Raw genomic sequence first — 24934 nt, forward strand, 5'->3', positions numbered from 1 at the left:
TCGCGCAGTTCCCCGCGCCCCTGAGATGCACACCCTTCGGGTGGCATCTCCCCGAGGAAGGCGCAGCCTTCCCAGGGGCGCGGGGAACTGCGCGAGCAACCCCCACTAAGCCGCACTCGGCAACGAACCGGTCGGCCCAGTCGAGACGCCGATCGCCCGCGCGGCGGCCACCTCTTGGCGGACGGGTTCCAGGACACCCTCGGGCGACCCGGGGTCACCGAAGTCGGCCCGGACCTCTTCGAGGACCACAGACTCCCGCAGCCCCTCGGAGAGCTCCCGCAACTGCGCGGAAACCCGGCTCACCTCCGCCGAAGAAGGCGGAGGTGAACCATGCCCCACGCGCACCCGCGCAGCGGTCGTCGCGTCCACGATCCGCTCGACCGCCACGACGAGCGGCCACCACGCCGCCGCCCGCTTCCCCATGGGCGGCGGCTCGGTCAGCGCCCGCTGGAACTCGGCCCGGATCAGCGACAGGTCCCGGTACAGACGGCGCCGCATCCGCGCCCGCGCCGCCGTGTCCCGCTCCCCCGGCGCGCCGAACGCGCTGTCCACGTACGCCGCCGTGTCCCGCACCGCGTCCGCGAGCCGGTCCCCGATCCGGGTGTGCCAGCTCTCCGGCCACAGCAGATAGCCGACGACCAGCGCGATCGCGCAGCCCATCAGGCTGTCCAGCAGCCGGGGCCACAGCAGGGCCGTGCCCTGGTGGTTGAGGATGTCGGACAGGAGCAGGATCACGGGGGTGATGGCGGCGGTCTGGAAGGCGTAGCCGCGCGGGGTGAGGGCCGGGATCAGCGGGGCGAGCAGCATCATCACCGGCACGGACCACCAGCCCAGCGGCACCTCGGAGAGGACGGCCGCCGCGACGACGAGCCCGGCGGCCGTGCCGAGAGCGCGCAGCAGGGCCCGCGAGAACACGGACCCGAAGTCCGGCTTGAGGACGAACGTGATGGTCAGCGCCACCCAGTACGAGCGCGGCACGGCGATCAGCGACACGAGGGACTGCGCGATGCCGATGCAGAGCGCGAGCCGCAGGCCGTAGCGCCAGGAGGCCCCGGACAGCAGCACCCCGCGCGCCGCCCGCCGGGCCCGCACCCGCAGCGCGGCGGGCCGGCCGAGCCGGTCGGCGACGTTGGTGAAGTCGGCCTCGCCGCGCCGGGAGGCCACCTCGGCGGCGTGCCGCAGGGCCTGGTCGACGGCGCGGGCGGCGGGCCCTTCGGGGGCGGGCAGGTCGCGGGCCGCGCTCTCGGTGGTCCGCCCGGCGGCGACGGCCTCGGCGATCTCGCGGACGGCGGCCGGGATCCGCGGCGACAGCGGCACCCCGCACTGGTGGGCGGCGGGGGCCGCCTCCAGGACCGGGGTGAGGGCGTTCAACTGGCTGACCAGCCGGACCTGTTCGGGGTTGCGGCCGTGGGCGAGGGCGCGCCGGGCGAGGACGAGGTCGTAGGCCTGGTTGAGGGACTGGGTGACCGCGATGCGGGTCTCCGCGTAGCTGAGGTCGTCGGTGCCGGCGGCTTCGAGGAGGTTGGCGACGCTGCGGTACGTGGAGGCGACCGCGGCCCGTTCGGGCACGCCGCCGCGCAGCGGCCACGCCAGCAGGGCGAGCAGCAGGACGAGGAGGCCGCCGGTGAGGATCAGGAGCGGGGCGAGCCACCAGTCGCCGGGCATCGGGAGGCCCGCGCCGACCACGCAGTTCAGCAGGAGCAGCAGTCCGGAGACCGAGGCGACCGCGCCGATCGTGGAGATCATCCCGGAGACCAGGGCGACGGTGGTGACGACGGCGACGGCGAGCCGGCCCTGTCCGTACACCTGGGTGCCGAGGACGACGCCGAGGGCGCCGAAGAGCTGCGGCACGGCGATGTTCAGGATGCGCATCCGGTACGCGTCGGCCGTGTCGCCGACGACGCCGGAGAGGGCGCCGAGGGCGACGACGGCGCCGTACGTGAAGTGGTGCGTGGCGAGGCCCACCGCCAGGGGGGCGGCCAGGGCGATCGAGGCGCGGGCCGCGGCGGCCCACGGGACGGGGGCGCGCTGCGGCCGAAGCGTTCTGACCAGCCAGTCTGGAGGTGGCATGGGCCCATTATGTGGCGGGTCCGGCATCCGGCCCGGGTCGTTCCCGTGAACGCGCCTTCCTCCGACCACGGGCTCCCCGCGCCTCGGCGGGGACCGGCGGAACTACGGCGTCTTCCGGGCCCGCGCGGGCTCCTGGGCCAGCGCCCAGATCACGAACACCCCGATGCCGATGGCGATGACGGACCAGACCGGCGCGTAGGGCAGGAACAGGAAGTACTCGATGACGTAGAGCACGGCGAGGACGATGCCGACGCCGCGCGCCCAGTCCGCGCCCTTGAGGACGCCCCAGCCGGTGACGGCCACGAGGACGCCGATGACGAGGTGGATCCAGCCCCATGTGGTGAGGCTGAACTCGTAGACGTAGTCGCCGACGCGGCCGTACACGTCGTCCTGGGCGATGCCCGCGATGCCGTTGAGGACGCCGAGGATGCCGCTGGTCATCATCAGGACGCCGGCGAAGACGGCGCCGCCGGCCGCCCAGTCGGGGTTGCCGGGTCCCTCGCCCCGCGTGGGGTCGGGCTCGCGGCGGCGCTGCGCGGCGGACCAGGCGGCCGGGTCGGGGTCCGGGGCGGATCCGGGGCCGGGGGGCGGTGTGCTCTGGCTCATCGAGGCCTCCTCGCGACGGCGGTCCGCCCTGCACGGCGAGCCGCCTCGTGTCGTCAGGGGAATGCTCGTCCGGGCCGGACCTCGCGGCACTCCGCGCGCGGCTGTTCGGGTGACGCGGGGCCCGCCTTCGCTCTCGTCCCGGCGGCGGCCCGTGCGCGCCGGCCGGGCGGCCCGTACCGGCCGAAGGCCCAGGATCCGAGGGCGACGGCGAGGCCGGTCCCGACGAGGATCCAGGACGCGGTCCGCATCGACGAGGTCAGCGCGTCGTACACGGCTCCGGCGGCCGCCTTGTCGGCGTCGGTGTCCAGGTCGTCGAGGGTGAGGGAGCGGGCGATCGTGAGGGCGAGCAGCAGTGCGGCGGCGCCGAGCGCGACGCCGACGGCGGTCGCGGTGAGCGCCCGGCCCCGGCGCAGCGCGAGCAGCAGGCCCGCGACGGCGCACACGACGGCCGCCACCGGCAGCCAGATCCCGGCCACCTGCAGCATGTGGAACACCTCGCGCAGATCGGCGAGTTCACCGGCGGACAGGACGGTGATCTCGGTGTGGGTCACCGGGATCTGTTCGGCGAACGGCACGCCGTCGTCGATGAGCTGCTGCCTGACCTGCGCGGTGACGGGCGCGAGGTCGAGCGTGACGGCGCCGGTGCTGCCGTCGTCCAGGGCGTCCTGCACGGCGTCGTGGGCGGCCCGGTTCGCCGTGTCCCAGGCCCGCTGGAAGGTGGCGGTGCCGGTGAAGGAGACGACGGCGTCGTGCAGGTACTGGTCGACGGCGCCGACGAGCGGGCCCACGTCGAGGGAGCGCATGATCCCGGTGGTGACGGCGTCGGCGACCGCGTTCTGCACGTCGGGGTCGGTGGCGAGCGGCGCCATGGCCTCCACGTACCGGTCGCTGTCGCCGATCGCGTACTTCGCCCAGGTGGAGAGCGTGCCGAGGGGGACGAGGAGGCAGGCGAGGACGAGGAGGACGGGCGCGAGCACGCGGCGGACGGCGCGGGCGGAGGGGGCGGGGCGGGTCACCCTTCCCAGGCAAGACCCCGGCCGCGCGGGGCGCGACCGGGGCTCGTGCAGACGGACCAAACAGGGGTCACTTCCGGTTGTAGAGGCGCATCGTGACCGGCCCGAAGACGGCGACGAGGACGGCGGCCCAGCCCAGGGACCACAGCACCTCGTCGGTGGGCCAGTCGCCCTCCATGAGGCCGCGGACGGCGGAGGCGACGTGGGTGACGGGGTTGTTGTTGACGAAGGCCTGGAGCCAGCCGGGCATGGTCTCGGGCTTGACGAAGATGTCGCTGAGGAAGGTCAGCGGGAAGATCACCATCATGCTGACGCCCATGACGGACTTCTCGGTGCGCAGGAGCAGCCCGAACATCGTCCAGATCCATGAGAACGCGAACGAGAAGACGAGCAGCAGGGCCACGCCCGCGAGGACGCCGGGGAACCCGCCGTCCGGCCGGAAGCCCATGATCAGGCCGACGGCGAGCATGACGACGGAGGCGATCGTGTAGCGCAGGGCGTCCCCGAGCAGGTAGCCGACCATGACGGCCGGGCGCCAGATCGGCAGGGTGCGGAAGCGGTCGAAGACGCCCTTCTCGATGTCGGTGTTGACCGAGACGCCCGTGTACATCGTGATCATGACGACGGACATCACGAGGATGCCGGGCAGCAGGTACTGGATGTACTCGCGCGGGGAGCCGGCGAGCGCGCCTCCGAAGAGGTACGTGTACATCAGCACCATCATGATCGGGAACGCCGTCACATCGAACAACTGTTCTGGTACGTGTTTGATCTTCAGGACCGCGCGCCAGCCGAACGTGAGCGAGGCGGCGAGCGCGCTCGGGCGCCGCGGCCGCTCCGTGGCGACCAGCAGCGCGGCCAGCGAGTCGGCGCTGACCGGAGCGAGGTCCTGTGCCTCGCCCGTTCCGGTACCGGTGGCGGTGCTCATGCCGGGTCCTCCTCGGGGGTCCGGTCGGTCAGGGCCAGGAACACCTCGTCGAGGCTCGGCTGGCCCAGGGAGAAGTTGTCGACGGTGATGCCGGCCGCGGCCAGCTCGGCGAGCGCCCGGGACGCGGCCTCCGCGGCGCCCCGCCCGTTGCCCGCGCCGCCCACCCGCGCGGTGAGCGCGACCGGGTCCGGCTCCAACTGCACGGCCGCGTCGAGCACCCGCGCCAGCAGCCGCTCCGCCTCCGGCCGCAGGTGCGCGTCCCGCAGCCGTACGTGCACGGCGCCCGCCCCGACCGAGGACTTCAGCTCGCCCTTGGTGCCCTCGGCGATGACCCGGCCCCGGTCGATGACCGCGATCCGGGCCGCCAACTGGTCGGCCTCGTCCAGGTACTGCGTGGTGAGCAGCACGGTCGTGCCCTGCGCGACGACGGCCCGGACGATCTCCCACACCTGGTTGCGGCTGCGCGGGTCGAGGCCCGTCGTCGGCTCGTCCAGGAACAGCAGGTCCGGGGTGTTGAGGATCGACGCGGCGATGTCGATGCGGCGCCGCATGCCCCCCGAGTAGTTCTTCACCTGCCGGCCCGCCGCCTCGGCGAGCCCGAACGCCTCCAGGAGCTGCTCCGCGCGGGCGGCCGCCGACTTCCTCCCGTGGCCGGTGAGGCGCGCGAGCAGCACCAGGTTCTCCTGGCCCGTCAGATCCTCGTCCACGGACGCGTACTGGCCGGTCAGGCTGACCCGCGAGCGCACCGCGTCCGCCTCGCGCACCACGTCGTGCCCGAACACATGGGCCTCGCCCGCGTCCGGCCGCAGCAGCGTCGCGAGCATCTTCACCGTGGTCGTCTTGCCCGCGCCGTTCGGCCCGAGCACGCCGTAGACCGTGCCGGCCGGGACGCTCAGGTCGACGCCGTCCACGGCGCGGTTCTCGCCGAAGGTCTTGACCAGTCCCGCCGTCTCGATGGCGAGCCCGGTACGGGTCCTCGCGGCGGCTGCCGTGCTGCTCATGTCGGGATGCCCCTCTCGCGGTCACGTCACAGATGCAGACCCGCCCGGGCCCGCGAACTCATCGGCGTACGGCCCTGTTGCCACTGGGGCAGAAGTGGCTCCGGTGGAGCACTGGGCCGAACGGGTGTTTCCTGGGTGTGGGGAGCTAGGAGGACGATCATGCGCCGAACAACTCCGGCCATCGCCGCGGCCACGCTCGTCGCGGGCGGCGTGCTCGCCGTGACCGCAGCGGCCCCGGCCAGTGCGGGCAGCGGCGTCGTCTGGGGGACCGTCGTCTCCCAGAGCGAACTCAACGTCCGCTCGGGCCCGAGCACTTCGGACCCGGTCGTCACCCGGCTCGAACCGGGCGACCAGGACCGCATCGAGTGCGCGACCAACGGCTCTCGGGTGCACGGCGATCCGGCCTGGTTCTGGCTGATCGGCGCCCGCGGCTGGGTCAGCGCCACCTACATCGACACCGACGGCCGCTCCGTGCCGAGCTGCGAGACGCCGTGCCCGCCCGACCACCCGCAGCGTGACAGCCACAGCACCGACTACCGCGACAGCCCGACCTTCTGGTTCCGCTCGGAGACCAGCATCGAGTTCGGCGTCACGTACTGAGCCGCCGGCCGGCCCCGCACGGGGGGAGGCGCCCCGGAGGTCCTGGACCTCCGGGGCGCCTCCCGTGCTGCCGGTCGTCCCGGCGCCGTCAGACGTACTCGCTCGCCGAGTAGTAGCGGTAGTAGACCGCGATGAAGACGCCCGCCGCGATGAACGCGCCGAGGAACACCGACCACAGGATCCCGCCGTCGGCCAGGCTGTGCAGGAACCCGATCGAGACACCGGCCATCACGCCCCAGGCGCCCGCGCGGGCGAAGAAGTGCCGGCCCGCCTGCGCCGCCGACCACTGGTGGATGCCGAAGCAGAGCACCGCCACGAGGATGCCGGTGACGAAACCGAGCGCGATGTTGCCGCCGGTGACGGCCTCGCCGTAGCGCTGGATGTTCGCCGCCCAGAAGCCGTAGGCGGTTCCCGCGACGAACGGCAGGACCACGGCCGGACTGGTCGGGGCGAGTGCCGCGCCGCCGGGGCGCCGCCGGGATGCGGGTGCCGCGTGCTGAGCCATGTCGGGCTCCTTTCTCACGTCCCCCGGGACCCCTTTGGGCCCGGGTTCCCCGTCTTTCCATTGACCGCTCGCGGCGGGCGTAGTGCAACATGCGGGGCCGTCGGGCCCGTGTTTCGCTGGGCCCATGAACATCGTGCTGTTCGGCGCCACCGGCATGGTCGGCAGCCGCATCGCCGCCGAGGCCCTCGCCCGCGGCCACCGGGTCACGGCGGTCAGCCGGTCCGGCGGCTCCCCGCTGCCCGGCGTCACCGCGGCCGCCGCGGACTGCTCCGACCCCGTGAAGGTGGGCGAGCTCGCGGAGGGCCACGACGCCGTCGCCAGCGCCCTCGCGCCGCCACGCGACGGCTCGGACCCGACGCTGCCCTTCCTGGCCCTCAACGAGGCGCTGGTGGCGGGAGTGCGCAGGTCAGGGGTGTCGCGGCTGGTCGTGGTGGGCGGCTCGGGCAACCTGTTCGCCGAACCGGGCCGGATGCTCCTCGACCAGCCCGGCTTCCCCGACGACTACCGTGGCGAGGCCCTGGCCCACCGCGACGTCCTGACCTATCTGCGCACCGTCGACGACCTCGACTGGACCTGTGTGTCCCCGGCCGCGGACATCGCCCCCGGTGAGCGCACCGGCGAGTTCCGCGTCGGCGGCGACCGCCTCATGACCGACGAGCACGGCAACAGCCGGATCAGCGCCGAGGACTACGCGATCGCCTTCGTCGACGAACTCGAACGCGACGCGCACTCCCGGGGCCGCATGTCCGTCGCCTACTGACCCGGGGCCTCCCGTCCGGATCAGGCGCGGCCGAGGAGCTCCACGACGCGGTCGAGGGCGGCCGGGGCCAGATGCCGGCGCAGCGCCTCGACGACGTCCTCCGGGGTGCCCCGGCTGTCGATCTTGATTACGCCGTAATCGCGGCCGCCGCGCCGCTCGCCCCGGGCGGCCGGCACGGACGGGGCCGGCAGCGCGCCGTGGTGCCCCGGCAGTGCCTGGTCCTCGCGGGGGAGCCGGGCGATCCGCCGGGCGTCCTCGACCGAGACGCGGCCGTCCGCGAGCGCCTCCTGGATGTCCTCGCGCAGCTTCATCAGCGACAGGCGCTGCGAGACGAAGCCCTGTGTCTTGCCGATCCGGGCCGCGACCTGGCGCTGCGAGTACCCGTACGCGGTGATCAGGCCCTGGATGGCCTGCGCCTGCTCCAGCTCCGTGAGGTCGTCGCGCTGCACGTTCTCGATGAGCGCGTCCTCGTCGGACCGGCTGGCGTCGTCCCGCACCAGCACCGGCACCTCGTCCAGGCCCGCCATCCGGGCCGCCGCGAGCCTGCGGTGCCCGTGCAGCACGACGTACGGGGCCGCTCCGACGGCCTCCCGGTGGTGCGGGTGGGCGGCCAGGAACACGGCCGCCGGGACCACGCCGAGCGCCTGGAGCACCCCGCGCTCGCGCACCGTCTCGGCGAGTCCGTCCAGGTCGCGCAGCTCGTGGCGGGGGTTGTCGGGGTTCTCGGCGAGGTCGCCGACCGGCACCGTGAGCGGCGTGGTGTCGGGCCTGCGGCGCGGGCCCGGGGCGGTCGCCGCCGGGGTGTCCGGGCCCGTGGCCAGCAGCGAGGACAGATCCGTGCGGCGCCCCATCAGACGTTCACCTTCTTCTTCTTGGGCGTGCTCTTCGGCGCGCTCTTCGTGCGGGGCTTGCGCGCGGGCTTCGGGATCGCGGCGAGCCCCACCTCCAGGGCGAGCCGGAAGAAGTCCTCGCGGGCCTGGAGCGCGACGCGGTTGGCCCCGTACTGGGTGACGACCAGGCCGTCGGCGCTGGCCCGCGTGTGCAGCTTGTAGTGGCGCACGACGGTACGGGCCAGGGGCCAGCCCTGGGCCTCGACGAACGCGCGGGTCTGCGTCAGGTCGGCCTTGCCGTCGCGCGGGTCCCAGTTGTTGATGACCACGCGGAACGGCAGCCCGCGCGGCTTCACGACCCGTTCGATCGTGCGCTGCGTCGGCTGGAAGCTCAGCGGCTCCGGCTCGACCGGCACGATGACGTCGGTGGCGTTGGACAGCACGGCGCGCAGGGCGTCGGCGGCGGCGCCCTTGCCGAGGGGGTCGGCGCCGTCGTCCTCGGCGAGGTCGAGCCAGCCCGGGGTGTCGACGAAGACGTGCTGGGCGGACGGGATGCGGGACAGTGCGGCGAGGCCGGCCAGGTCGTCGTGGGCCTGCACGAAGTCGAAGGGCAGGTCCTCGCCGACCCGCTCGGACCACCACACGGCGGAGCCCTGCGGGTCGATGGACACGGCGACGACGGGCGGCTGCCCGTCGCCTCCGGCGCTCTTGGCGGTGCCGGCGCCGAGGACGTCCGCGGTGACGGCGGCGAGGTTCACGGCGAGCGTGGACTTACCGACGCCGCCCTTCTGATTGAGGATCACGTGTACGTGCGCCACGAGGTACTCCCGTATGGGGCGAGTTTGGGGGGTTTTGCTCGTGGTTACTTTGGCAGTGCGGGTTCTTTTGGGCGCGGGTACACGCCGTGCGTGGGGGCGGGAACGGGTGTGTCGGCGGCTGCGGGTACGTCGTGGCTGGTCGCGCAGTTCCCCGCGCCCCTGAAGGCATGCGGCTTCGCCGCGCCTTCCCCGCAGCCCCACCGGGGCGCACCCGGTCGCGAAGGGCCGGAGCTACGGTGAGGCCTCCAGGGACGGGGGTGTCATCGGGCGGACCGAACCGCCCGCCCAGCCCAGGACACCGAGCACCAGGAACGCGCCGAGCAGCATCTTCGCCGAGGCGCCCAGGAAGAGCGGCCGCGTCCCCGAAGGCCCCCGGACCACCCCGATCGCCGAGTCCACCGACCCCTGGTCGCCGAACAACCGCTTGGGGTACGCCGAGGACAGCAGCAGCATGTACGCCCCGACCCGCATCCGATAGCGCAGCACCGCCGCACTCGCCCCGAACAGCGGCAACGGCATCCGCCCGAGCGCCAGCACCACCAGCCATGTCACGAACGACACGGCCCACCACCCGGCCGTCACCAGCGCGCACACGAGCGCCGCGGGCAGCACGAGCGGCAGCCGGAACAGCACGGCGAACCGGTTCAGCGCCGAGGAGTGCAGCCGCATCTGCACCGGGTAGCCGAAGGGCCGTTCCAGGGCGAACGGCGGCAGCCGGTCCGTGAGCAGCATCGCCGACGCCGACAGCCGCGTCTCGTAGCCGAGGAAGCCCGCGAGCCAGCGTTCCAGCCGGTCCGGTGCCCGGCCGATGAGCAGCGCCCCGCACCAGGCGGCCACGACGACGGGCACGGAGACGAGCGACAGCACGACGAGCACCACCGCGTGCGGCAGCAGCAGGAGCAGCCGGAGCAGCACGGTGAGCCGGTTCTGCCGGCCGGGCGGCGGCACCTCGAGTTCGGGGAGCGGTTCGGCGCCGGGGACGAGCGGGACCGTGCCGAAGCCGGGAGACGTGGACATGCCGCAACTGTGCACAGCGCCGCAGGTCACGGCATCCGCTCGCACCCGTTCAGGTGGCGGCCCGCCCGGAGCCAACGGGCGTTTCGGGCACAACTCCCTTATGTCGTACGGGAGTTGAGAGGGCGGAGCAGGAGTGGCGTGGCCAGCAGGAGGACTCCGGCGGCGGCCAGTGCCGTCCGCGTCCCGGTCAGCGCCGCGAGCGCGCCCCAGGCCAGGGTCAGCGCCGCCGTCACCGCCTTGCCCGTGACCGTCCAGGCGGACAGCACCCGGGCCACCCGGTCCGGCTCCGTGCGCCGCAGCCGCTCCCCGGCGAGCACCGGGTTGAAGACGCCGCAGCAGAAGATGAGACCCAGCTCGACGGCCATCACGGTGAACAGGCCGCCGGTCCCGGTCCCCACGAACGCCAGGCCCAGTGGCCAGCAGGCGCGGGCCGTGCCGCTGACCCGGAGCACACGGTCCGCCCCGTACCGCCGGACGAGCCGGGGCGTCAGCCGGGAGCCGAGCAGGCCGCCCAGGCAGGGCACCGAGAAGGCGAGGCTGTACTCCCACACGGGGAAGCCGAGTTCGCGCAGCATCAGCACCGCCATCAGCGGGGCGCCGACCATGATCAGAGCGTTCACCAGGGTCGTGTTCAGGAACAGGGCCCGCAACTCGGGCCGCCGCCACAGATACGTCCAGCCCTCCGCGATCTCCGCCCGGCTCAGCGCCTTCCCGCCCCGCGCCGGCTCCGGCTCCGGGCGGCGGATCGCACGGACGCCGAGCGCCGACAGGACGTAGCTGACCGCGTCGCCCACGATCGCGGTCAGCGGCCCGAACACGCCGATCGCCGCACCGCCCAGCGGCGGCCCGAGCGCCGTCGCCGTCCAGGTCGTCGACTCGAAGCGCGCGTTGGCGAGCAGCAGCCCCTCCGCCGGGACCAGCGCCTTCAGATGCGCCCCGCTCGCCGCGCGGAAGACGATGTCGGCGGTCGCCACGACCACCGAGACCAGGACCAGCTGCGCGAACGTCAGCGCGTTGAGCACGTACGCGAGCGGCAGCGTCAGCAGCGCCGCGCAGCGCGCCAGGTCCGCCGCGATCATCACGGGGCGCTTGCGGCGGAACTCCACCCACGGGCCCAGCGGCACCGCGAGCAGCGCCCCGACCGCGATCCCGGCCGCCGCCAGGAACGACACCTGCGCCGGGCTGCTGCGCAGCGTCACCACCGCGATCAGCGAGAACGCGTCCAGGGCCAGCCAGCTGCCCGCCGTGCTCACCGCGAACGCGGCCCACAGCCACCCGAAATCCCGCCCGAGCCCCGCCCGGGCCCGCTCTGTCCCTGTCGCCACCCGGCGATCCAACGCCCCGCGCGCCCCGCCCGGCAAACAACCGCCGGGCCGATCCGTACAACCCGTGGTTGTATGAACAGGGTGGACCTCGAAGCCGTACGCACCTTCGTCGCCGTCGCCGACGAGGGACAGATCCAGATCGCCGCGCAGGAGCTCGGCATCACCCAGCAGGCCGCCTCCAAGCGCATCGCCGCGCTGGAACGGCGGCTCGGGGTCCGCCTGTTCACCCGGACCCCGCGCGGCGCCCGGCTCACCCTGGACGGCCAGACCTTCCTGCCGCACGCCCGCGCCCTCACCGAGGCCGCCGACCGCGCCGCCGCCTCCGTACGCCCCGGCAGCCGCCCCCTGCGCGTCGACGTGCTCGGCACCAACCTCATCACCAATGGTCTGCTCCACGACTTCCACCGCGACCACCCCGGCGTCCCCCTCGACGTCGTCGCGCTCGGTGACGGCCGGGCCGCCCTCGAAGGCGTGCGGGACGGCGGGCTCGACGCCGCGTTCTGGGTGTCCCGGGTGCCCGACCGGCGGCTGCCGCCCGGGATGAGCGCCGCCCGCGTCGTCGACGAACCGGTCGTCCTCGTCACCGGCCCCGCCCACCCGCTCGCCGACGCGGCCGAGGTCACCCCCGGCGACCTCGCCGGGCACCGCCTCTGGATGCCGGGTCTCGCCCCGGGCTCCGAATGGGCCGCGTACTACGCGCAGTTGGCGTCCGAGTACGGGCTGACCATCGACACGGGCGGCACCAACCTCGGCGGCGGGCACCTGCTGCGCACCGTCGCCGACGCGCCCGACGTCGCCACGCTCATGGGCACCCGCACCCCGCTCGTGCGCCCCGCGGGCATCGAGCTGCGCACCATTCCCGTACGCCGCCCCACCCCGCTCTACCCGCTCGCCCTGATGTGGCGCGACGACAACCGGCACCCTGGCCTCGCCGCCCTGCGCACCGCCCTGACCGCCGGCTACCGGCCCCCGGATCCGGCCGCGCACTGGCTCCCCGACTGGGCGTGAGCCGCGGGCCGTGGCAGCGGGAGGGCCGTGACATTTGTACGGCTGAGCCGGGGACGCTTCGCTCTGCCGGACACCCCCGCCTCCCCGCCAGGATCGGTGGTGTCGGAGCACGGACACCACATCAGCGGCACCGGGGGACTGGCCATGACCACGTACACGGACACGGAAACGCGCACGGACACGGACACGGAAACGCGCACGGGCGCCGATTCGCACATGGAGAAGGGCGGTGCGGACGCCCGCTTCGAGGGGCTGCCCGCCTGGTACTTCCCGATCATGGGCTGTCTCGCCGGGGTCTTCGACATCGCCCGCGTCCACCCCGCGCTCTATGCGGTGATCCCGGTCGTCCTCGTCCTCAACCTCGCGCTCTCCCTCACCGTCCTGCGCACCCGGATGCGCCTGATGAAGGCCCTCTGGAAGAACAAGCGCACCCGGCTCCTCGCCCTGGCCCTGCTCGCCCTGCGCCTGCTGATCCGGCTCGGGCTCGGCGCGCTCGGCTTCTCCCTCGGCACCGCGACCGGCGGCGTCGTGGTCGGCGTCCTCATGGGCGTCCTCGCGACCGCCATGGCCTGGGGCGACCAGTGGCTGATCCTGCGCGCCCTGCGCCGCACCGCCACGGCCACCGCCTGAGCCCTACTCCTCGCCCGCCGTCTCCTCCTCCTCCGGAGGCTTCTGCGCCGAACGGCGCTTGCGGACCTGCCACATCCGGAACCCGGCCGCGAGGACGATCAGCCCGACGCCCGCCGCGACGACCACGATCGCGCCGGTCGACACCGACGTCACGTCGACCTCGAACGTGATCGGATCGCCCCACGGCTTGCCGTCGCTGCGGGTGTAGAGCTGCGCGGTCAGCTCCGCCTTGCCGTTGGCGCGGGCCGTCACCCCGATGTGCGTCGTGTGGTTCGCTGAGCCCGCGGCCTGCACCGCCACCGCCGGGTCGTTGACCCGCAGCCGCTCCGAGTCGCTGGACGTGACCCGCAGTTCGAGCCCCGCGACCGGCTGCTGGAGCGCGTTGTCGACGGACACCGGGATCTGCGCGTCGCCCGACGTGAGCGTCACCGTCGTCTTCGGCACCAGGCGCAGCGAGGCCACCGACGCCGTCAGGAAGTCCGTCGTCCGCTCCTGGAACGCCTCCTGCTCCGCGGCCGGCCGGCCCCGCCAGGCCGTGGACAGCGCCCGCGCCATCGCCGCGTGCACGGACTCCGTCGTGGCCCGCGGGTCGGCGAGCACCTTGGAGAGCGTCGCGAGCCCGTCCAGATCCCCCGCGGCGGCCGCGAGCTGCCGCGCCGACAGCTGCTTCGCCCGCAGCGCGGCCGGATACTCCGCGCTCGGCCCGGCCGTCCCGTCCACCGCCTCGTTCCCCGCCGAGCGGAGCGTCTCCAGCTCGAGCCAGCCGTCCTCGCCGCCCGCGTCGAGCGCCGCGGCGAGCGTCCGCGCCCCGCGCCCGGACAGTTCGCGGGGCGGTACGACGACGTGGTGCGAGCCGGTCCGCAGCTGCTCGGACAGGTCGGTCACGGCGCCCTCGTCGGGCTTCTCGGCCTCGCTTCTGGACGACGCGCTCTTCGACGGGCTCGGAGAGGCTCCGGACGCGTCCGGGCTCGGCGACCCGCTCGCGGACGGTGCCGCCGACGGGCTCGGGGAGGCGGTCGGCGACGGACGCTCCGGGTCCTTGATCGCGGTGAGCGCCTTGGTGACGGCGGCGTCGTAGGGCAGCGCCGTCAGCGCGTCGTCGCCCTTGCCGAGGGTCACCGGGTCGGCCTCGTCCGGGTCGAGCCCCTGCCCGGAGGTGAGCATCCGGGTCACGCCGAACCGGGTGCCGAGCGCGGTGATCCGGCGGTCGAGCGCGCCGTCCGCCGGCCAGCCGAGCCCGGCCCGGCTGCTGATGCCGAGCAGCTGGTCGACCTCGGTGCGGGCGCCGCTCGCGAGTCCCGTCACGGCCTCCGTCAGGTCGTCGCGGTCCGGCCCGGGGTGATGGGCGAGCGACGCCAGGTCGGGGTCCGCGTACGGCAGCAGCCACACGTCGTGGCCGTCGACGGCGTCCTTGAGCGCCGCGAGCCAGGCGCGGGCGGCGCCCTGCCCGGTGCCGCGGACGCTGTCCTGCGGGTTGCTGGAGCCGTCCGGGCCCGCGACCCGGTAGCCGTCGGCCATCTCGTGCGCGGCGATCACCAGGTCCGGGTCGACGACCCAGTTGACGTCGTGGCCCTTGCCCGCGTCGACGACCTCGCGCAGCCGCCCGCCCTCCGCGAACAGGCCCGCGAGCGCGTCGTCGTCGAACACCGCCTGCGCGGTGGGGCCCGCGCCGAGGGACGCCGCCGTCAGGTGCGGGGGAGCGGTCACCGGCCACACGACGGCCGCCCGCAGCGGGTCGTCCTCGGAGTGGTCCGCCGCGCGCGCCTGCGGCCCCGGCAGGGCCGCGGCCCCCAGCACCACGGCGGACACGACCAAGGCCCGTGCCGCCGCCCCGTATCCCGCTGCCGCCATCCCGTCCCCTGCCTTCCCTGAGGCCTTTCCCTGAGGCCCTTGTCCGAGGCCCTTCCTTGCGGCCTCGAAGCCCTGTGGCCCTTCCTTGAGGCCCTTGAGGCCTGAGGTAACACCGTGCGGCGGACCGTCGCCGGTACCGCGCGCGGGCGGCGCGTCGGCGCCGGACCCGCGCTCAGAGCGCCGCCGGTTCCAGGTCCGCACCGATCCGCAGCAGGTTCCCGTCCGGATCCACCAGGGCGAACTCCCGCATCCCGTACACCGTGTCGTCCGGTTCGACGAGTCGCGGCGTCGCGTACGGGTCCGCCGGCGGGCCCGCCTTCCGCCACTCCTCGTACAGCGCGTCCACCGTCCGCGCCCCGCCGTCCAGCCGCAGGTACGCGGCGTGCGCACCGGCCAGCGGGTCGGTCTCCGGGGCGTGGAAGAAGTGCAGTTCGACGGTGTCCCGTACGAGGATCAGATAGCCGTCGTCGGGGTGGTGCCCGGCGACGGAGAACCCGAGGCCGGCGTAGAACGAGGCGGTCGCCGTCAGGTCACGTCCGGGCATGACCGGTGCGACGCGGCCGGTCAGCGGGGTGCGGGGCATCCTGGCTCCCAGGGGCGCTCGGCGGGGCGGCCGATGTCGCCCGATAGAGTGCGGCTCCCGGCGCGGTCGCGCTTGACGCCCGCGCCGGTGACGTGTCCCTCCCGAGCATGACGCACCCCGTACGAGGTACCAGGCAATGACTGCGCCGATACACCCCCCGGTGACGGTCGTCGGGATCGGGGCCGACGGCTGGCCCGGGCTGCCCGAGACCTCGCGCGCGGCCCTGCTCGACGCGGAGAGCGTCCTCGGCGGCGCCCGCCAGCTCGCCCTGCTGCCCGACTCCTGCACCGCCGAGCGTGTCCCGTGGCCCACGCCGCTGCGGCCCGCCGTACCCGGACTGCTCGCGGAGCGCGCCGGACGCCGGATCGCCGTCCTGGCCAGCGGCGACCCCATGTTCTACGGCATCGGCCGCACCCTCACCGAGACCGTCGGCGCGGCCGCGCTGCGGATCCTGCCGCACCCCTCGTCCGTCGCGTACGCGTGCGCGCGGCTCGGCCGGCCCGTCGAGGACACCGAGGTCGTCACGCTGGTCGGCCGCCCCGCGGACCGGCTCGCCGCCGCGCTGCACGACGGCCGTCACGTCCTCGTCCTGTCGGCCGGCGCCGACACCCCGGCCCAGGTGGCGGCCCTGCTCACCGACCGCGGGTTCGGGCCCAGCCGCATGACGGTCCTGGAACAGCTCGGCGGCGAGGCGGAGTCGGCGCACGAAGGCGTGGCCGAGTCCTGGGACCACACCCCCGGCGACCCCCTGAACGTCATCGCGATCAGCTGCGTCCGCGCGCCCGGGGCCCTGCGCCTCGGCGCCGTCCCCGGCCTGCCCGACGAGGCGTACGAGCACGACGGCCAGCTCACCAAGCGCCACGTCCGCGCCGCGACGCTCGCCGCGCTCGCCCCCGCGCCCGGCGAGACGCTGTGGGACATCGGCGGCGGCTCGGGCTCGATCGCCGTCGAATGGCTGCGCACGCATCCGTCGTGCCGCGCGTACTCGGTGGAACGGCACCCGGAGCGGGCGGCCCGCATCGAGCGCAACGCGGCGCGGCTCGGCGTGCCGGGCCTGGCGGTGGTCCACGGCGCGGCGCCCGCCGCCCTGGCCGAACTCCCGTCCCCCCACGCGGTGTTCATCGGCGGCGGCCTCACCGTCCCAGGCCTCCTGGACGCCTGCTGGGAGGCGCTGGCCCCCGGCGGCCGTCTGGTGGCCAACACGGTCACCCTGGAATCCGAAGCCCTGCTGACGCAGTGGTACCGCCGTCACGGCGGCGACCTGACGAAGCTCTCGGTCGCGCACGCGGTGCCGGTCGGCGGGTTCACGGGTTGGCGCCAGTCGATGCCGGTGACGCAGTGGTCCGTGGTCCGTAACGAGAACCGAGTTGAGGAACGATGACCGTCTACTTCATCGGGGCGGGCCCCGGCGCTGCCGACCTGATCACCCTGCGCGGCGCCCGCACGCTCGCCGCCTGCGGCGTCTGCCTGTACGCGGGCTCGCTCGTCCCCCGCGAACTCCTCGCGGAGTGCCCGCAGGACGCCCGCCTGGTGGACACCTCACAACTCGATCTCGACGCGATCGAGCGGGAGTTCGTGACGGCGCACGAGGCGGGCCTGGACGTGGCCCGCCTGCACTCGGGCGACCCGTCGGTGTTCAGCGCGGTGGCCGAGCAGATCCGCCGCCTCGAAGCCCACGGCATCCCGTACGAGATCGTCCCCGGCGTCCCGGCGTTCGCGGCGGCGGCGGCCGCCCTCAAGCGGGAACTGACGGTCCCCACGGTCGGCCAGACGGTCGTCCTGACCCGCATCGCCCAGCAGGCCACCCCGATGCCCCCCGGCGAGGACCTCGCCACCCTGGGCAGGAGCGGCGCCCTCCTCGTCCTCCACCTCGGCGCCCGCTACGTCGACCGCATCGTCGGCGAGCTCCTTCCGCACTACGGCGCGGACTGCCCCGCGGCGGTCGTCGCGTACGCCTCCCGCCCCGACGAACTGGTCCTGCGCGGCACCCTCGGCGACATCGCGGCCCAGGTGAAGGACGCGGGCGTCCTGCGCACCGCCGTCATCCTGGTCGGCCGCACCCTGGCCGCCTCCCAGTTCCGCGACAGCCACCTGTACTCGACGGAGCGCGACCGGCACGTGTGCTGAGCCGGCGCCGTCAGTCGACGCCGGCCGACTCGGCCGCCGACGCGAAGGCGAGGATGTCGGCGGCGGCCTCGCGCAGGGTGCCGAAGTGGCGGTGCACGCCGTCCACCGGCGCCGGGGTGTTGACGCCCCACACCGTCATCCCGGCCCGCAGCCCCGACCGCACGCCGGACGGGGCGTCCTCGACGACCAGGCAGTCCTTCGGCTGAACACCGAGCCGCTCGGCGGCGAGCAGATACGGCACGGGTGACGGCTTGCCCTCCTCCACGGCGGCCGCGTCGACCACGACCTCGGGAACCGGCAGTCCCGTCCGCGCGAACCGTCCCCGCACCCGGTGCTCGTAGTTCGACGTCACGAGCGCCCAGGAGCCGGGGCGCAGGGCGTTCAGCAGTTCCGCGGCACCGTCGAAGGCCGTGTAGACGCCGGTGCGGACGTCGTCGTCCTCCAGCTCGTGCAGGGCGGCGAGGCACGCCCGGGGATCGCGGCCCGGAGCGACCTGCGCGAACGTCTCCAACGGCCGTGTCCGCAGCGCCACCCGGTAGACCTCGTCGGGGTCGAGCCCGTACCGCTCCGCCCAGGTACGCCAGACCAGCCGCTGATTGGCCAGGGCGTCGATCAACGTGCCGTCGACATCGAACAGAACGCGTCTGGCGGCACCGGCGGAACGGGATTCATCCATCACGCCCGCGATCCTGCCATCAGGCCCTCCGGCCCGGCCGAGAGACTCCGGCTTGACCCTGTCGCAGGCGGAATTCCGGCCGGTTCGAGCCGCACGACCGTATCGGCTGCTGCACATGTCTGCGATGACCGACCATCCGTTCGACAGGAACGACCGTGTGCCGACTCCCATCGGCCCACCAGCAGGCGGCCCCGCTGTCCGGCTCGCGTCGCGGCCCCACGGGCCGTCCCCGTTCGGGTCATGAACGCTCTCGATCCCGGCAGCCGCTCGTCCTCGACACCCCCGCTGAGCAGGCGAGACGACCCGGTGTGAAGAGGCTGGCCAAGATCGCCCGGTTGCGCTTCACCGTAACTGGACGATCACGTTCCGTATGTGGATGAATGCCCAGCGTCATATTTCTCTGTCATTCCCTCCTCTCGTGGGCCCCGCTGAAAGGGCACAGCCATGTCTTCGGCCATGCGTAAGACGACGACCACTCCCACGGCGCGGCGGCTGGCCGCCGCCACCATCGCGCTCGGCAGCTGCCTGGCACTCGCCGTCCCGGCGGGAACCGCCACCGCGGCGCCCGCCGACCCCGTACCGACCGTCTTCTTCGGCGACTCCTACACCGCCAACTTCGGCGTCGCTCCCGTGACCAACACGGACAGCGAGAGGGGCTGGTGTTTCCAGGCCAAGGAGAACTATCCCGCCGTCGCCACCAAGCGACTGGCCGACAAGAGCGTCACACTCGACGTCCAGGCGGACGTCTCCTGCGGAGGCGCGCTCACCCGTCACTTCTGGGAGAAGCAGGAGCTGCCCTTCGGCGCCGGCGAGCTCTCGCCGCAGCAGGACGCGCTCAAGCAGGACACCCAGCTGACCGTGGGCAGCATGGGCGGCAACACGCTGGGCTTCAACCGCATCCTGAAGCAGTGTTCCGACGAGCTCCGGAAGCCCTCTCTGCTGCCGGGAGAGCCGGTGGACGGGGACGAGCCGGCTGCCGAGTGCGGTGAGTTCTTCGAGACCGGGGAGGGCAAGCAGTGGCTGGACGACCAGTTGGAGCAGGTCGGATGGAGCCTGGAGGAGCTGCTCGACCGCATCGGCTACTTCGCCCCTGACGCGAAGCGCGTCCTGGTCGGCTACCCCCGGCTCGTGCCCGAGGACACCACCAAGTGTCTGACCGCGGCACCCGGTCAGACGCAGCTGCCGTTCGCCGACATCCCCCAGAACGCCCTGCCGGTCCTGGATCAGATCCAGAAGCGGCTGAACGACGTCATGAAGAAGGCCGCCACCGACGCCGACGGCGGCGCCGAATTCGTCGACCTCTACGCCGGAACCGGCAGCAACACGGCGTGCGACGGTGCCGACCGGGGCATCGGCGGCCTGCTGGAAGAATCCCAGCTCGAGCTGCTCGGCACCAAGGTCCCCTGGTACGCGCACCCCAACGAGAAGGGCCGCGACATCCAGGCCGAGCGCGTGTCCGCCAAGATCGAAGAAGTCCTCAACCGCTGACCGGCCACGCATGATCAGAACCGGAAGCGGCTGAACGACGCCATGAAGAAGGCGTCGCCCCCGCTGCGGTCCCACCAGGGGGGCGGGGGCGACGTCACCTCGCGGCGACGGCGCCCGGGAGGCGGGTGGGGTCCGGGACGGACTGTGCGGCGAGCCGCGTGCCGAGGGTGACCAGGGTGAGGCCCAGGCGGGTGCGCAGACCGGTCCTGAGCCCGGCCGCGCGGCGGAACTCGGCGGCCTCGGAACGGAGTTCGGCGGCGTGAGTCTCGTGCGCGTACGCGTGGTGGACCTGTTCGGGTGTCATGGCGTGGGGTCCTCTCCGGGGGGCGTGGCGACGGGGTCGATCGGGAACTGGTGGTGGTGCAGGCGGACCCGCTCGGCGCGGGGGTCGTCGTCGGCCTGTCCCGCCCGCCAGTACTCCTCGATGATCCGGCTGATCTCGTCGCGGAGTTCGCGGCTCTTCTCGGGAGTCAGGCGCAGCGTGTAGTCGCTCAGGTCGGAGGCACCGATCCACTCCTCGGAGCGGGTGTGCCGGGTGGCGATGAACGTCATCAGTTCGCTGGTGTGGCGGTCGGCGACGCTGTGCAGGAAGACGTCGGCCGCGCCGCGGACCGCCGGGTCCGGGTCGCCCATCAACGACTCGTCGAAACGGGTGCCCTGGATCGCCGCCCGCCACCACCGTTCCCGTCCCTTGCCGTGCTCGGGGGCGTCCTCGACGAAGCCGTGTGCGGCGAGCTGGCGCAAGTGGTAGCTCGTCGCACCGCTCGACTCGCCCAGGCGCTCGGCGAGTTGGGAAGCGGTGGCCGGACCGTCCGCCCGCAGCGACTGCAGCAGGTTCATGCGCAGCGGATGCGCGAGGCCGCGCAGCGAACGGGCGTCGAGAGTGCGGATCTTGTGGCCGGGGACAGGCTCTGAAGGGTCCGAGGGGATACCGGGCTGTTCGGGCATGGTTCCACCGTAGAGTTACAAAGAAGTCTTTGCAACAGGTTCTTTGCAGAGATTTCTTTGGAGAGGGATCCTCGGTGCCGCTGTCACGTTCCGTGCCGCTGTCCGGTTCTCGGTGGGGAGGGCGTCCGTACGGGCGTCGGCCGCCGACCTTGTGGGGTTCGGGTCCGGGGTGTTCCACGGGCGGATGCACGCCCGACTGACCCGGTTCGCCCGGGCGCTGCCCACCGCCCCGGCCCCGCGCGGCCGCGCCTTCGTGTTCGCCACGAGCGGGCTGCCCGAGCTGCCCTGGGCACCGTTCACCCGCCCGCTGGCCCGGGTGCTCGCCGCGAAGGGGTTCGGCCCGGCCGGCACGTTCAGCTGCCGGGCGTACGACACCTGGGCTCCGTTCCGCCTCGTCGGGGGCATCAACAAGCGGCGGCCCGACGGGCAAGACCTGGCCGCGGTGCGGGAGTTCGGGGCGCGGCTGCGCGAGCGGGGCTGACCGTCAGGCGCCGGGCGTCCGGCGCCGCTCGTACCGCCCCCGGGCGGCCTCATGCGCGTCCCGGAGCAGGGTGAGGGCGGTGGACGTCGTGCGCTCGCCCGGGTTCACGACGCAGACCCAGCCCTGGGCGCCGTACACCGGGTGGGGCTGGACGACGTCGACGGTGCTGTGGTCTGCGGTGGTCGGCAGGTCGGGGACGGCGGACGTGCGGCCGACCTGGATGTTCAGCCGCCAGCGGTCCGGGGTGTCGAGGTCGGAGGCGGCGTCGCCGGGGTAGTTCTTCGTGACGATCGTGGCGTACGGCTGGGCGTGCGCCGGGGGCCGGCCGTCCGGGGCGTAGAAGAAGAACGCGTCACCCCACGCGATCTCCGGGGTGCCGTCCCCGGGCGCGGGGAGCTGCACGTGCGCGCCGTCGAAAGCGCGCACCTCGGCGATGATCCGGTCCATGCTGGTGGTCGTCATGGCACAAGCTTCGCCTTCAAGTGCCTACGCCGGGTGTCAGTAGTGGTAGCGGGCGGCGATCACGATGATCTCCGAGTCCGTCACCACGTAGACCAGGCGGTGTTCGTCGTCGATCCGCCGTGACCAGGCTCCCGGCAGGTGGTATTTGAGAGGTTCCGGCTTGCCGATGCCCTGGAAAGGGTCCCGGAGCACGGCCTCGATGAGCTTGTTGACGCGCGCCAGCATCTTGCGGTCGACCTTGAGCCAGGAGGTGTAGTCCTCCCACCCCTGCTCCTCGAACACCAGCCTCACGCGACGTCGCCCTGCGAGGCGTCGTCCGCCGCGGCGGCGTCAGGGGCGATCAGTTCGCGTGGTGTCAGGTTCGCGCCGCGCAGGGCGTTCTCGTACGCGGTGAGCAGGCGGCGCGCATTGGCCGGCGAGCGGAGCAGGTAGGCGCCTTCCCGCAACGCGGCGTAGTCGTCCGCGGAGACCAGGACGGCGTTGCCGTGCTTCGAGACGATCTCGATGGAGTCGTGATCCTCGTTGACCTGCTTGATCAGCGGGAACAGGTTCTTGCGGGCTTCCGAAGCAGTGATCGACATGGCGTGCCCTCCTCCGTGAGTGGTACTGGATAACGTACCACTCGGGCGTTCATCCTCGGTCCGATCAAGGGCGGTCCGGGCCCCGCACGGCACTGCGCCCCACCACGTTCCCCGCCCGGTCGATGCAGATCACGTCCACCGTCACCGGGGCCCCGCGCAGGACGGAGAGGGCCTGGTCGCGGGCCTCCGCCGCGACGAGGTCGCCCAGCGGGACGCCCGCCGCGTCGCACAACTGGAGTGCCGCGAGGCCCGTGTTGGCCTCCGCGATCTGTTCCGCCAGTTCCGGGGACGCGCCGCCCCGGGCCGCCAGTGACGCGAGGAACGGCTTGTCGACCTGGGAGCGGGCCGAGTGGAGGTCGAGGTGGCCCGCCGCCAGCTTGGAGAGCTTGGCGAAGCCGCCGCAGATGGTGAGGCGGTCCACCGGGTGGCGGCGGACGTACTTCAGGACGGCGCCCGCGAAGTCGCCCATGTCGAGCAGCGCGTCCTCGGGGAGGGCGTACTCGCGGACCACCGTCTTCTCGGACGTGGAGCCCGTGCAGCCGGCGACGTGCGTACGGCCCGCCGCCCGCGCCACGTCGACCCCGCGCCGGATCGAGTCGATCCACGCCGAGCACGAGTACGGGACGACGATGCCGGTGGTGCCGAGGACGGAGAGGCCGCCGAGGATGCCCAGGCGCGGGTTCCACGTGGAGCGGGCGATCTCCGCGCCGTTGTCGATGGAGATCGTGATCTCGACGTCCCCGGAACCGCCGTGCCGGGCCGCGACCTCGGCGACGTGCGCGCGCATCATCTCGCGGGGGACCGGGTTGATCGCCGGTTCGCCGACGGCCAGGGGGAGCCCGGGGCGGGTCACCGTGCCGACGCCGGGCCCCGCCCGGAACACGACCCCGGACCCCGCCGGAAGCACCCGCACCGTCGACCGCACCAGCGCCCCGTGCGTGACGTCCGGGTCGTCGCCCGCGTCCTTCACGACCCCCGCCGTCGCACTGCCGTCGGTGCCCCGCTCCTCCACCGCGAGCGCGAACGCCGGCGTCTGCCCCTTGGGCAGCGTGATCGTCACCGGGTCGGGGAACGCGCCGGTCAGCAGCGCCGTGTACGCGGCGGTCGTCGCGGCTGTCGCACAGGCCCCGGTCGTCCAGCCGGGCCGCAGACCGGTGTGCTTGAGTTGGGCCCCGCGCCCGCCCTTCGGCTCACCCGGGCCGGCCGATTCAGACATGGAGCTCCTCGATGCACGTACTCGTTCTCGGTGGGACGACGGAGGCCCGTGAACTGGCCGGGGCCCTGCACCCCCTGCCCGGGCTCCGCGTCACCAGCTCGCTCGCGGGCCGCGTCGCCGCGCCCCGGCTGCCGGCCGGCGAGGTGCGGATCGGCGGCTTCGGCGGTCCGGAGGGCATGGCCCGGTGGATCCGCGAGAACGCCGTGGACGCGGTCATCGACGCAACCCATCCCTTCGCCGAGACGATCAGCTTCAACGCGGCCGAGGCGGCCGCCACCGCCCATGTTCCCCTGCTCGCCCTGCGCCGGCCCGGCTGGGTGCCGGGCGCGGGCGACGACTGGCGGGAGGTCGGCTCCCTGGAGGAGGCGGCGCGGGCGGTCGCGGGCGCCGGGCGGGTCTTCCTCACCACGGGCCGGATGGGTCTCGCCGCGTTCGCCGGGGTCGACGACGCCCACTTCCTCGTACGGTCCGTGGACGCGCCCGAGCCGCCGTTCCCGCCGCAGATGGAGGTGCTGCTCGACCGGGGCCCGTTCACCCTCGAGGGCGAGCGGGAGCTGCTGGCCCGGCACCGCATCGACGTCCTCGTCACCAAGGACAGCGGCGCCGCCGCCACCGCCCCCAAACTGGCCGCCGCCCGCGAGGCCGGCATCCCGGTCGTCGTCGTGCGCCGCCCGCCCGTGCCGCAGGGGACAACGGTCGTGGCGACCGTTGATGACGCAGTTCGGTGGGTCGGTGCGAACGCAGGGCACTGAGAGGTATTCATCGGTATTCTATCGCTATGGCTGACACGACGATCAAGATCAGTGACGACATAAGAGACCGTCTGCGGACGCTTGCGGAGGAGCGAGGGCTGAGCACGCGCGCCTACGTGGAACGCGTCGTCGCCGCCACGCCGACCGAGGAGGAACGAGCGGAGCGCACAGCGCGGGCGCTCGCCTACGTACGGGCGAACCTGCGGCCCGATCTCACCGACGAGGACGTCGCAGAGGCCCAGCTGTGGCGTGAGGCGATCGCTCGCCGTGACGTGGGGAGCCGCAGGTGATCCTGCTCGACCACACAGCGGTCATCGCTCTTTGTCGGGGGCACCGGCTGCTGTCCGGACTCGCCGTCGTGGAGACGGACGTGCCCGAGCAGCGTGCCCACGTCCCGGCCCTCTGCCTGGTCGCGGCCAGCCTCGAACTCCCGGGCGCAGCCGCCCACGTCGGGGCGTTGCCCGGGCTCGAGTTCCTGCCGCTGGATTTTGCAGCGACCGCATCGGTGGAGCACACGGTCGGCAGAGGGGTCGACTGGAGATACGCCCACGCCGTGCACGCAGTGGCGCTCGACCCGCAGGAGGGCCAGATCCTCACCGCGACGCCCGAGGCGTACGACGGCACGGGCGTCTGGGCGGTCGACATCGGGAAGCCCTGA

At 73.5% G+C, this 24934-nt stretch carries 30 protein-coding genes; 11 read left to right on the plus strand and 19 right to left on the minus strand.

Features of this window, described 5'->3' with window-relative positions; translation table 11 throughout:
• Positions 1-105: 105 nt before the first annotated feature.
• The 5 genes from ACFW9D_RS14875 to ACFW9D_RS14895 form a co-directional block, all read right to left on the minus strand.
• On the minus strand, positions 106-2070 hold the full coding sequence (locus tag ACFW9D_RS14875; protein ID WP_384621918.1) for an FUSC family protein: 1965 nt from the start codon (positions 2068-2070) through the stop codon (positions 106-108).
• Positions 2071-2172: 102 nt separating this feature from the next.
• The gene (locus ACFW9D_RS14880) at positions 2173-2676 is read right to left on the minus strand and encodes a hypothetical protein (RefSeq protein WP_384621920.1); all 504 of its coding nucleotides are present in this window, start codon (positions 2674-2676) and stop codon (positions 2173-2175) included.
• Positions 2677-2729: 53 nt separating this feature from the next.
• Positions 2730-3692: a hypothetical protein gene (locus ACFW9D_RS14885; protein WP_384621922.1), complete on the minus strand. Its 963-nt coding sequence runs from the start codon at positions 3690-3692 to the stop codon at positions 2730-2732.
• 67 nt (positions 3693-3759) lie between these two features.
• Positions 3760-4617 carry an ABC transporter permease gene (locus ACFW9D_RS14890; protein WP_188338059.1) on the minus strand — a complete coding sequence of 286 codons (858 nt, stop codon included), beginning with the start codon at positions 4615-4617 and terminating at the stop codon, positions 3760-3762.
• Positions 4614-5618 carry an ATP-binding cassette domain-containing protein gene (locus ACFW9D_RS14895; RefSeq protein ID WP_384621925.1) on the minus strand — a complete coding sequence of 335 codons (1005 nt, stop codon included), beginning with the start codon at positions 5616-5618 and terminating at the stop codon, positions 4614-4616. The genes ACFW9D_RS14890 and ACFW9D_RS14895 overlap by 4 nt, the downstream gene beginning before the upstream one ends.
• A gap of 159 nt (positions 5619-5777) precedes the next feature.
• On the opposite strand from ACFW9D_RS14895, the gene ACFW9D_RS14900 reads away from it, so the two are divergent.
• A complete protein-coding gene (locus tag ACFW9D_RS14900; protein ID WP_188338061.1) occupies positions 5778-6218 on the plus strand; it encodes an SH3 domain-containing protein in 441 nt (146 codons plus the stop codon).
• Between the two features lie 88 nt (positions 6219-6306).
• On the opposite strand, the gene ACFW9D_RS14905 is transcribed toward ACFW9D_RS14900, so the two are convergent.
• Entirely contained in the window at positions 6307-6723 is a 417-nt protein-coding gene (locus ACFW9D_RS14905; RefSeq protein WP_188338062.1) for a hypothetical protein, read from the minus strand.
• A 124-nt stretch (positions 6724-6847) separates the two neighbouring features.
• Here ACFW9D_RS14905 and ACFW9D_RS14910 point away from each other — a divergent pair, with 124 nt between their 5' ends.
• Positions 6848-7483 carry an NAD(P)-dependent oxidoreductase gene (locus tag ACFW9D_RS14910; protein WP_188338063.1) on the plus strand — a complete coding sequence of 212 codons (636 nt, stop codon included), beginning with the start codon at positions 6848-6850 and terminating at the stop codon, positions 7481-7483.
• Between the two features lie 20 nt (positions 7484-7503).
• On the opposite strand, the gene ACFW9D_RS14915 is transcribed toward ACFW9D_RS14910, so the two are convergent.
• The 4 genes from ACFW9D_RS14915 to ACFW9D_RS14930 form a co-directional block, all read right to left on the minus strand.
• Complete coding sequence (locus ACFW9D_RS14915) at positions 7504-8334, minus strand: ParB/RepB/Spo0J family partition protein (RefSeq protein ID WP_384621928.1); 831 nt, start codon at positions 8332-8334, stop codon at positions 7504-7506.
• A complete protein-coding gene (locus ACFW9D_RS14920) occupies positions 8334-9332 on the minus strand; it encodes a ParA family protein (RefSeq protein ID WP_384621930.1) in 999 nt (332 codons plus the stop codon). The genes ACFW9D_RS14915 and ACFW9D_RS14920 overlap by 1 nt, the downstream gene beginning before the upstream one ends.
• A 30-nt stretch (positions 9333-9362) precedes the next feature.
• Positions 9363-10148: a DUF4389 domain-containing protein gene (locus ACFW9D_RS14925; protein WP_384621933.1), complete on the minus strand. Its 786-nt coding sequence runs from the start codon at positions 10146-10148 to the stop codon at positions 9363-9365.
• 98 nt (positions 10149-10246) lie between these two features.
• Positions 10247-11473 (minus strand): MFS transporter, encoded by a 1227-nt coding sequence (locus ACFW9D_RS14930; RefSeq protein ID WP_384621936.1) that lies wholly within the window; start codon positions 11471-11473, stop codon positions 10247-10249.
• Positions 11474-11554: 81 nt separating this feature from the next.
• On the opposite strand from ACFW9D_RS14930, the gene ACFW9D_RS14935 reads away from it, so the two are divergent.
• Positions 11555-12481: a LysR family transcriptional regulator gene (locus ACFW9D_RS14935; RefSeq protein WP_188341459.1), complete on the plus strand. Its 927-nt coding sequence runs from the start codon at positions 11555-11557 to the stop codon at positions 12479-12481.
• Between the two features lie 99 nt (positions 12482-12580).
• A complete protein-coding gene (locus ACFW9D_RS14940) occupies positions 12581-13111 on the plus strand; it encodes a hypothetical protein (RefSeq protein WP_384621938.1) in 531 nt (176 codons plus the stop codon).
• Between the two features lie 3 nt (positions 13112-13114).
• Here ACFW9D_RS14940 and ACFW9D_RS14945 read toward each other — a convergent pair whose 3' ends face one another.
• Entirely contained in the window at positions 13115-14962 is a 1848-nt protein-coding gene (locus ACFW9D_RS14945; RefSeq protein WP_384621941.1) for a DUF6049 family protein, read from the minus strand.
• Between the two features lie 172 nt (positions 14963-15134).
• Positions 15135-15545: a VOC family protein gene (locus ACFW9D_RS14950; protein WP_188338067.1), complete on the minus strand. Its 411-nt coding sequence runs from the start codon at positions 15543-15545 to the stop codon at positions 15135-15137.
• 136 nt (positions 15546-15681) lie between these two features.
• Between ACFW9D_RS14950 and cbiE the strand changes: the two genes are divergently transcribed.
• Entirely contained in the window at positions 15682-16926 is a 1245-nt protein-coding gene (gene cbiE / locus ACFW9D_RS14955) for a precorrin-6y C5,15-methyltransferase (decarboxylating) subunit CbiE (RefSeq protein WP_384621943.1), read from the plus strand.
• On the plus strand, positions 16923-17672 hold the full coding sequence (gene cobM, locus ACFW9D_RS14960) for a precorrin-4 C(11)-methyltransferase (protein ID WP_188338069.1): 750 nt from the start codon (positions 16923-16925) through the stop codon (positions 17670-17672). Before cbiE ends, cobM begins: the two co-directional genes overlap by 4 nt.
• Before the next feature lie 10 nt (positions 17673-17682).
• Here the strand turns inward: cobM and ACFW9D_RS14965 are convergent, their stop codons facing one another.
• Complete coding sequence (locus ACFW9D_RS14965; RefSeq protein WP_384622011.1) at positions 17683-18348, minus strand: HAD family hydrolase; 666 nt, start codon at positions 18346-18348, stop codon at positions 17683-17685.
• A gap of 444 nt (positions 18349-18792) precedes the next feature.
• On the opposite strand from ACFW9D_RS14965, the gene ACFW9D_RS14970 reads away from it, so the two are divergent.
• The gene (locus ACFW9D_RS14970; RefSeq protein WP_384621946.1) at positions 18793-19836 is read left to right on the plus strand and encodes an SGNH/GDSL hydrolase family protein; all 1044 of its coding nucleotides are present in this window, start codon (positions 18793-18795) and stop codon (positions 19834-19836) included.
• A gap of 94 nt (positions 19837-19930) precedes the next feature.
• Here the strand turns inward: ACFW9D_RS14970 and ACFW9D_RS14975 are convergent, their stop codons facing one another.
• Positions 19931-20140: a hypothetical protein gene (locus tag ACFW9D_RS14975; RefSeq protein WP_384621949.1), complete on the minus strand. Its 210-nt coding sequence runs from the start codon at positions 20138-20140 to the stop codon at positions 19931-19933.
• Complete coding sequence (locus ACFW9D_RS14980) at positions 20137-20784, minus strand: ArsR/SmtB family transcription factor (RefSeq protein ID WP_384621952.1); 648 nt, start codon at positions 20782-20784, stop codon at positions 20137-20139. The genes ACFW9D_RS14975 and ACFW9D_RS14980 overlap by 4 nt, the downstream gene beginning before the upstream one ends.
• Before the next feature lie 184 nt (positions 20785-20968).
• On the opposite strand from ACFW9D_RS14980, the gene ACFW9D_RS14985 reads away from it, so the two are divergent.
• A complete protein-coding gene (locus tag ACFW9D_RS14985; protein WP_384621954.1) occupies positions 20969-21265 on the plus strand; it encodes a flavodoxin in 297 nt (98 codons plus the stop codon).
• Positions 21266-21268: 3 nt separating this feature from the next.
• Here the strand turns inward: ACFW9D_RS14985 and ACFW9D_RS14990 are convergent, their stop codons facing one another.
• From ACFW9D_RS14990 to ACFW9D_RS15005, 4 genes are all read right to left on the minus strand, one after another.
• Positions 21269-21712: a DUF6194 family protein gene (locus ACFW9D_RS14990; RefSeq protein ID WP_384622014.1), complete on the minus strand. Its 444-nt coding sequence runs from the start codon at positions 21710-21712 to the stop codon at positions 21269-21271.
• A gap of 51 nt (positions 21713-21763) precedes the next feature.
• Positions 21764-22018, minus strand: a complete 255-nt coding sequence (locus ACFW9D_RS14995; protein ID WP_384621958.1) for a Txe/YoeB family addiction module toxin — start codon at positions 22016-22018, stop codon at positions 21764-21766.
• Positions 22015-22308 carry a type II toxin-antitoxin system Phd/YefM family antitoxin gene (locus tag ACFW9D_RS15000; RefSeq protein ID WP_384621960.1) on the minus strand — a complete coding sequence of 98 codons (294 nt, stop codon included), beginning with the start codon at positions 22306-22308 and terminating at the stop codon, positions 22015-22017. Before ACFW9D_RS15000 ends, ACFW9D_RS14995 begins: the two co-directional genes overlap by 4 nt.
• 64 nt (positions 22309-22372) lie before the next feature.
• Positions 22373-23524, minus strand: coding sequence for a cobalt-precorrin-5B (C(1))-methyltransferase (locus ACFW9D_RS15005; RefSeq protein WP_384621963.1), 1152 nt, complete (start codon positions 23522-23524; stop codon positions 22373-22375).
• An 11-nt stretch (positions 23525-23535) separates the two neighbouring features.
• Between ACFW9D_RS15005 and ACFW9D_RS15010 the strand changes: the two genes are divergently transcribed.
• Genes ACFW9D_RS15010 through ACFW9D_RS15020 form a run of 3 tightly spaced genes read left to right on the plus strand, consistent with a single transcriptional unit; the run spans position 23536 to position 24934 of the window.
• The gene (locus ACFW9D_RS15010; RefSeq protein WP_384621966.1) at positions 23536-24276 is read left to right on the plus strand and encodes a cobalt-precorrin-6A reductase; all 741 of its coding nucleotides are present in this window, start codon (positions 23536-23538) and stop codon (positions 24274-24276) included.
• Between the two features lie 26 nt (positions 24277-24302).
• Positions 24303-24566: a hypothetical protein gene (locus ACFW9D_RS15015; RefSeq protein WP_384621967.1), complete on the plus strand. Its 264-nt coding sequence runs from the start codon at positions 24303-24305 to the stop codon at positions 24564-24566.
• Positions 24563-24934 (plus strand): hypothetical protein, encoded by a 372-nt coding sequence (locus ACFW9D_RS15020; protein WP_384621970.1) that lies wholly within the window; start codon positions 24563-24565, stop codon positions 24932-24934. Before ACFW9D_RS15015 ends, ACFW9D_RS15020 begins: the two co-directional genes overlap by 4 nt.

Source organism: Streptomyces sp. NPDC059524, assembly GCF_042749255.1.
GTDB lineage: Bacteria > Actinomycetota > Actinomycetes > Streptomycetales > Streptomycetaceae > Streptomyces > Streptomyces xanthii.

Bases quoted from the DNA above. Each gene is read 5' to 3' on its own strand.
- ACFW9D_RS14905 (WP_188338062.1), bottom strand. From the start codon at position 6,723: ATGGCTCAGCACGCGGCACCCGCATCCCGGCGGCGCCCCGGCGGCGCG.
- ACFW9D_RS14875 (WP_384621918.1), bottom strand. From the start codon at position 2,070: ATGCCACCTCCAGACTGGCTGGTCAGAACGCTTCGGCCGCAGCGCGCC.
- ACFW9D_RS14975 (WP_384621949.1), bottom strand. From the start codon at position 20,140: ATGACACCCGAACAGGTCCACCACGCGTACGCGCACGAGACTCACGCC.
- ACFW9D_RS14970 (WP_384621946.1), top strand. From the start codon at position 18,793: ATGTCTTCGGCCATGCGTAAGACGACGACCACTCCCACGGCGCGGCGG.
- ACFW9D_RS14950 (WP_188338067.1), bottom strand. From the start codon at position 15,545: ATGCCCCGCACCCCGCTGACCGGCCGCGTCGCACCGGTCATGCCCGGA.
- cobM (WP_188338069.1), top strand. From the start codon at position 16,923: ATGACCGTCTACTTCATCGGGGCGGGCCCCGGCGCTGCCGACCTGATC.
- ACFW9D_RS14985 (WP_384621954.1), top strand. From the start codon at position 20,969: ATGCACGCCCGACTGACCCGGTTCGCCCGGGCGCTGCCCACCGCCCCG.
- ACFW9D_RS15000 (WP_384621960.1), bottom strand. From the start codon at position 22,308: ATGTCGATCACTGCTTCGGAAGCCCGCAAGAACCTGTTCCCGCTGATC.
- ACFW9D_RS14880 (WP_384621920.1), bottom strand. From the start codon at position 2,676: ATGAGCCAGAGCACACCGCCCCCCGGCCCCGGATCCGCCCCGGACCCC.
- ACFW9D_RS14925 (WP_384621933.1), bottom strand. From the start codon at position 10,148: ATGTCCACGTCTCCCGGCTTCGGCACGGTCCCGCTCGTCCCCGGCGCC.
- ACFW9D_RS15010 (WP_384621966.1), top strand. From the start codon at position 23,536: ATGCACGTACTCGTTCTCGGTGGGACGACGGAGGCCCGTGAACTGGCC.
- ACFW9D_RS14900 (WP_188338061.1), top strand. From the start codon at position 5,778: ATGCGCCGAACAACTCCGGCCATCGCCGCGGCCACGCTCGTCGCGGGC.
- cbiE (WP_384621943.1), top strand. From the start codon at position 15,682: ATGACTGCGCCGATACACCCCCCGGTGACGGTCGTCGGGATCGGGGCC.
- ACFW9D_RS14895 (WP_384621925.1), bottom strand. From the start codon at position 5,618: ATGAGCAGCACGGCAGCCGCCGCGAGGACCCGTACCGGGCTCGCCATC.
- ACFW9D_RS14890 (WP_188338059.1), bottom strand. From the start codon at position 4,617: ATGAGCACCGCCACCGGTACCGGAACGGGCGAGGCACAGGACCTCGCT.
- ACFW9D_RS14980 (WP_384621952.1), bottom strand. From the start codon at position 20,784: ATGCCCGAACAGCCCGGTATCCCCTCGGACCCTTCAGAGCCTGTCCCC.
- ACFW9D_RS14910 (WP_188338063.1), top strand. From the start codon at position 6,848: ATGAACATCGTGCTGTTCGGCGCCACCGGCATGGTCGGCAGCCGCATC.
- ACFW9D_RS14915 (WP_384621928.1), bottom strand. From the start codon at position 8,334: ATGGGGCGCCGCACGGATCTGTCCTCGCTGCTGGCCACGGGCCCGGAC.
- ACFW9D_RS14965 (WP_384622011.1), bottom strand. From the start codon at position 18,348: ATGGATGAATCCCGTTCCGCCGGTGCCGCCAGACGCGTTCTGTTCGAT.
- ACFW9D_RS15005 (WP_384621963.1), bottom strand. From the start codon at position 23,524: ATGTCTGAATCGGCCGGCCCGGGTGAGCCGAAGGGCGGGCGCGGGGCC.
- ACFW9D_RS14945 (WP_384621941.1), bottom strand. From the start codon at position 14,962: ATGGCGGCAGCGGGATACGGGGCGGCGGCACGGGCCTTGGTCGTGTCC.
- ACFW9D_RS14990 (WP_384622014.1), bottom strand. From the start codon at position 21,712: ATGGACCGGATCATCGCCGAGGTGCGCGCTTTCGACGGCGCGCACGTG.
- ACFW9D_RS15015 (WP_384621967.1), top strand. From the start codon at position 24,303: ATGGCTGACACGACGATCAAGATCAGTGACGACATAAGAGACCGTCTG.